General features: G+C 67.6%; 4 protein-coding genes. All 4 read right to left on the reverse strand.

The window, feature by feature from the left end; translation table 11 throughout:
• Window positions 1–36 precede the first annotated feature (36 nt).
• The 4 genes from BRAS3809_RS30910 to BRAS3809_RS30925 all read right to left on the reverse strand — a co-directional run bounded on the left by BRAS3809_RS30910 (window position 37) and on the right by BRAS3809_RS30925 (window position 4,185).
• A complete protein-coding gene (locus tag BRAS3809_RS30910; RefSeq protein WP_008965946.1) occupies window positions 37–816 on the reverse strand; it encodes an ABC transporter permease in 780 nt (259 codons plus the stop codon).
• Window positions 813–1,922, reverse strand: a complete 1,110-nt coding sequence (locus BRAS3809_RS30915; protein ID WP_008965947.1) for an ABC transporter permease — start codon at window positions 1,920–1,922, stop codon at window positions 813–815. The genes BRAS3809_RS30910 and BRAS3809_RS30915 overlap by 4 nt, the downstream gene beginning before the upstream one ends.
• A gap of 35 nt (window positions 1,923–1,957) precedes the next feature.
• Complete coding sequence (locus BRAS3809_RS30920; RefSeq protein ID WP_008965948.1) at window positions 1,958–3,052, reverse strand: ABC transporter ATP-binding protein; 1,095 nt, start codon at window positions 3,050–3,052, stop codon at window positions 1,958–1,960.
• A 92-nt stretch (window positions 3,053–3,144) separates the two neighbouring features.
• On the reverse strand, window positions 3,145–4,185 hold the full coding sequence (locus BRAS3809_RS30925; protein WP_170323354.1) for an ABC transporter substrate-binding protein: 1,041 nt from the start codon (window positions 4,183–4,185) through the stop codon (window positions 3,145–3,147).
• Between the last annotated feature and the right edge of the window lie 133 nt (window positions 4,186–4,318).

A 4,318-nucleotide genomic window follows, 5' to 3' on the forward strand; every position in this document is an offset into this window, starting at 1 on the left:
GAGTAACCCAATCGGCGGACGTCCTCGGAGCCTCGCTCACGCCATCCGCCGCCGGATCGCCAGCATCGCGAGCGACAGCACGAGGGTGCCGACGATGAACACGGCGGCCGCCGAGACGATCGCCGGGCTGATGTTCTCGCGGATGGTGGCGAACATCTGCCGCGCCAAAGTGCGCTGGTTGGGGCCGGCGACGAACAGGGTCAGCACGACCTCGTCGAGCGAGGTGGCGAAGGCGAACAGCGCGCCGGAGATGATGCCGGGAAGGGCGATCGGGAGCGTGACCGAGACCAGCACGGTCGGCGGCGCCGCGCCGAGGCTCGCGGCGGCCTGCTCCAGCCTGATGTCGACGCCCTGCAGGGCGGAGGACACGTTGACCAGCACGAACGGCACGGCGACCACCGTGTGGGCGATGATGACGCCGAGATAGGTGTTGGTGAGGCCGTAGCGCGAGAACATCAGCTGCATGCCGACGCCGAGCACCACGGCGGGGACGACCATCGGCAGCAGGAACACCGTGCGCAAGGCCGAGATCAGCAGCGACGCGCGCCTGCCGCGCAGGCCGAGCGCGGCGAGGGTGCCGAGCAGGGTCGCGAGCGCCGTCGTGCCCGCGCCGATCAGCAGGCTGTTGACGATCGACAGCCGCCAGGAGTCGGCGGTGACGAGCTCGCGGAACCAGCGCGTCGAATAGCCCGGGATGGGATAGTTCAGGAACACGCTGTCGGTCAGCGACAGCGGCAGCACGGCGAGGAGGGGGCCGAGCAGGAAGATCACGACGAGCGCGGCGAACACCGCCTTGAGGATCGGCAGCGGCCTCATGCGCGCTGCTCCTCGACCGTCAGGCGCATATAGATGGCGTAGAGCAGGATGGTCATCGCCAGCAGCACCAGTCCGAGCGCGCCGGCCATGCCCCAGTTCGCCGCGCCGGTCGCATAATAGGCGATTACCGACGAGATCATCTGGTCGTTGGCGCCGCCGATCAGCGCCGGGGTGATGTAGTAGCCGAGGGCTGCCATGAAGACGAGCAGCGCGCCGGAGACGACGCCGCGCATCGACAGCGGCAGCAGCACATGGAGGAATGCGCGCAGGGGATGCGCGCCGAGCGAGGCCGCGGCCGGCATCAGGTTGCGGGGGATCGCGATCAGCACGCTGAAGATCGGCAGCACCATGAACGGCAGCAGGACGTGCGTCATCGCGATGACGACGCCGAGCCGGTTGAACATCAGCGGCACCGGCCCCGACGTCAGGCCGAGCCCTCTCAGCGTCGCGTTGATCAGGCCGTTGTCCTGCAGCACCACGTACCAGGCGGCGGTGCGCACCAGCAGCGAGGTCCATAGCGGCAGCAGCACCGCGCCGAGCAGGATCTGCCGCCGCCAGCCTTCCACCGAGGCCGCGACCATCGCATAGGGCAGGCCGATCAGGATGCAGGCGAGCGTGACGAGTGCCGAGGTGACGAAGGTCCGGACCATGATCAGCCGGTTGGCCGAGGCGCCCTCGGGCATCGCCGCGACGTGGCCGGCCGCATCGCGCTCGAGATCGACGGCGGCGAGCAGGTTCTTGTCGGTCCATGGCGAGGCGACGGCCTCGGCGATGGTCACCCAATACGAGGTCTCGCTCCAGCGCTGATCGACGCCTGCGAGGTCGACAGGACCTGTGCCGTCGAGCGCGCGGCGAGTCTTGCCGAGCAGGCTGCGGAAGCCGGACTGCGCGCTGTTCAGGCGGCGCACGAGATCGCCGAACTGTTCATCGTTCGTGAGTGCGCGGATGTCGGCGGCGAAGGCGGCCTGCGCGGCGGCCGGCGGGTTGCCCGCGCGGTCCCAGCCGGACAGCGCCCGCGCCGTGCGCGGCAGTGCCTCGGTCGCGACCGGATCCGACACCGCCGACTTCATCATCGTCACCAGCGGCACGACGAAGAACGACAGCATGAACGCCAGCAGCGGCGCCAGCAGCAGGGCCGCCTTCAGGCGCTGGGTGAGGACTGGTCGCATGATCCCACCACCCAGACATCCGACGCGGCAAAGGACAGGGCGACCTCGCGGCCGACTTCCGCCGCCTCGCTCATGCGGTCGCCCTTGATGATCAGCCGCTGCTCGCCGACGCTGGCGACGAGCCGCATGTGATCGCCGAAATAGACCGCATCGAGGATGCGCGCGGTCATGCGGTTCGCCGCCGCTGCGGCGTGATCGTTGATCCGGATCGCCTCCGGGCGGATCGAGACCCGCACCGTGCCGCCGTCGATGCGTGCGGCGCCGGCATGGGCCGACAGCGTCAGCCCTGAGTCGGTGGTCAGCCGCACCGCTTCGCCGGCCTGCTCATCCACCTTGCATGAGAGCAGGTTGGTCTCGCCGATGAACTCGGCGACGAACGGGGTCCGCGGCAGCTCGTAGATCTCGCGCGGCGTGCCGATCTGCTCGATCCTGCCGTGGTTGAACACGGCGATGCGGTCGGACATCGTCAGCGCCTCGTCCTGGTCGTGGGTGACGAACACGATGGTCAGGCCGAGCCGGCGGTGCAGGTCGCGGATGTCGAGCTGCATCTGCTCGCGCAGCTTCTTGTCGAGCGCCCCGAGCGGCTCGTCCATCAGCACCACCTGCGGCTCGAACACCAGCGCACGGGCGAGTGCGACGCGCTGCTGCTGGCCGCCGGAGAGCTGCGCCGGCTTGCGTTCCGCCATCGCCGACAGTTTCACCATGTCGAGCACGCGCGCCACACGCGTCGCGATCTCCGCCTTGGGTGCGTTGCGCATCTTCAAGGGAAAGGCGATGTTGTCGCGCACGCTCATATGCGGAAACAGCGCGTAGTTCTGGAACACCACGCCCATGTTGCGCTTGTGCGGCGGCAGCCCGTCGACCCTGACGCCGCCGACATCGATCGTGCCGCCGGTCGGCTGCTCGAAGCCGGCCAGCATCATCAGCAGCGTGGTCTTGCCGGAGCCGGACGGACCGAGCAGCGCGATGAACTCGCCTCTGATGATGTCGAGGTCGAGATGGTCGACCACGGTCAGCGGGCCGAAGCGCTTGACCACCTGCCGGAACGAGATGAAGGGGCTGTCCATGAACGCTGGCTTTGCGGCGCCGATCGCGCCGGAACTCATGACCCGAGGCGGACGGATGCGCGACGCACCGCGCGCCCGATTGACGATGGGCCTCAGCGCGCCAGCCAGGCGTTGAAGCGCTTCGACAGCTCTTCCGAATTGTCGGTCCAGAAGCCGACATCGAGCGCGATCGCCTGCTTGAGATTCTCAGGCGTGGTCGGCAGCTCCGCGGCGTATTTCTCCGGCACCAGCTTGGCGGCGGCGATGTTCGGCAGGCCGTAGGCGATGTATTCCGGCAGCTTGGCCTGGTTCTCAGCCTGGCTCGCATAGGCGATGAAGTTCATCGCCGCGTCCTTGTTCGGTGAGCCCTTCAGCACGACCCAGCTGTCCACGGCGTAGATGCTGCCCGGGAAAACAAAGCCGAAATGCTTGCCCTCGGTACGGTTGATGGCGGTGATGCGGCCGTTATAGACCGAGGTCATCGCGACTTGGCCGGACGACAAAAGCTGCAGCGGCTGCGCACCGGCCTCCCACCAGACGATGTCCGGCTTCAGCGCATCGAGCTTCTTGAAGGCGCGCTCGACGCCCTCCTTGGTCTTCAGCACCTTGTAGACGTCGGCCGCCGGAACGCCATCGGCCATCAGCGCGAATTCGAGCGTGTATTTGGCGCCCTTGCGCAGGCCGCGCTTGCCGGGAAACTTCGTCGTGTCCCAGAAATCCGCCCAGGTCTTCGGTCCGTCCTTGATCTTGTCGCCGTCGAACGCCATGCCGGTGGACCAGACGATGGCGCCGACGCCGCAATCGCTGACGCCGGCCGGGATGAAGCCGTCCTTGCCGCCGAGCTTGCTCCAGTCGATCTTCTCGTAGATGCCGTCGCTGCAGCCGAGCTCCAGCTCCTCGGCCTCGACCTGCACCGCGTCCCAGTTCGGAACGCCGGCCTTCACCTTGGCCTGCAACACGCCATAGCCGCCATCCCAGCTCTCGTCGAGCACGGTGGCGCCGAGCTTGGCGGCGAACGGCTGGAAGTAGATCTTGCGCTGCGCGTCCTGATAGTTGCCGCCCCACGACACGACCGTGAGGTCGCGCGCCTGCGCCGAGGCGATCACGCCGAGCATCGCAGCGGCCGCCACCACCATCGTCTTTGCGACGCGCATCGGCGCGTGCGACGCGGTCCGATCGGTCCTGTTCGACATCGTTGCATTGGTGGAGAGGGTCCGCAGAGACAACATGCTCAATGATCCGTCACGCTTTTGAAAGGTGCAAAAAAGCTATCGGCTGTCCCCAGCG

Source organism: Bradyrhizobium sp. STM 3809 (genome assembly GCF_000239795.1).
Lineage (GTDB): Bacteria > Pseudomonadota > Alphaproteobacteria > Rhizobiales > Xanthobacteraceae > Bradyrhizobium.

Bases quoted from the DNA above. Each gene is read 5' to 3' on its own strand.
- BRAS3809_RS30920 (WP_008965948.1), bottom strand. From the start codon at position 3,052: ATGGACAGCCCCTTCATCTCGTTCCGGCAGGTGGTCAAGCGCTTCGGC.
- BRAS3809_RS30915 (WP_008965947.1), bottom strand. From the start codon at position 1,922: ATGCTGTCGTTCTTCGTCGTGCCGCTGGTGACGATGATGAAGTCGGCG.
- BRAS3809_RS30925 (WP_170323354.1), bottom strand. From the start codon at position 4,185: ATGCGCGTCGCAAAGACGATGGTGGTGGCGGCCGCTGCGATGCTCGGC.
- BRAS3809_RS30910 (WP_008965946.1), bottom strand. From the start codon at position 816: ATGAGGCCGCTGCCGATCCTCAAGGCGGTGTTCGCCGCGCTCGTCGTG.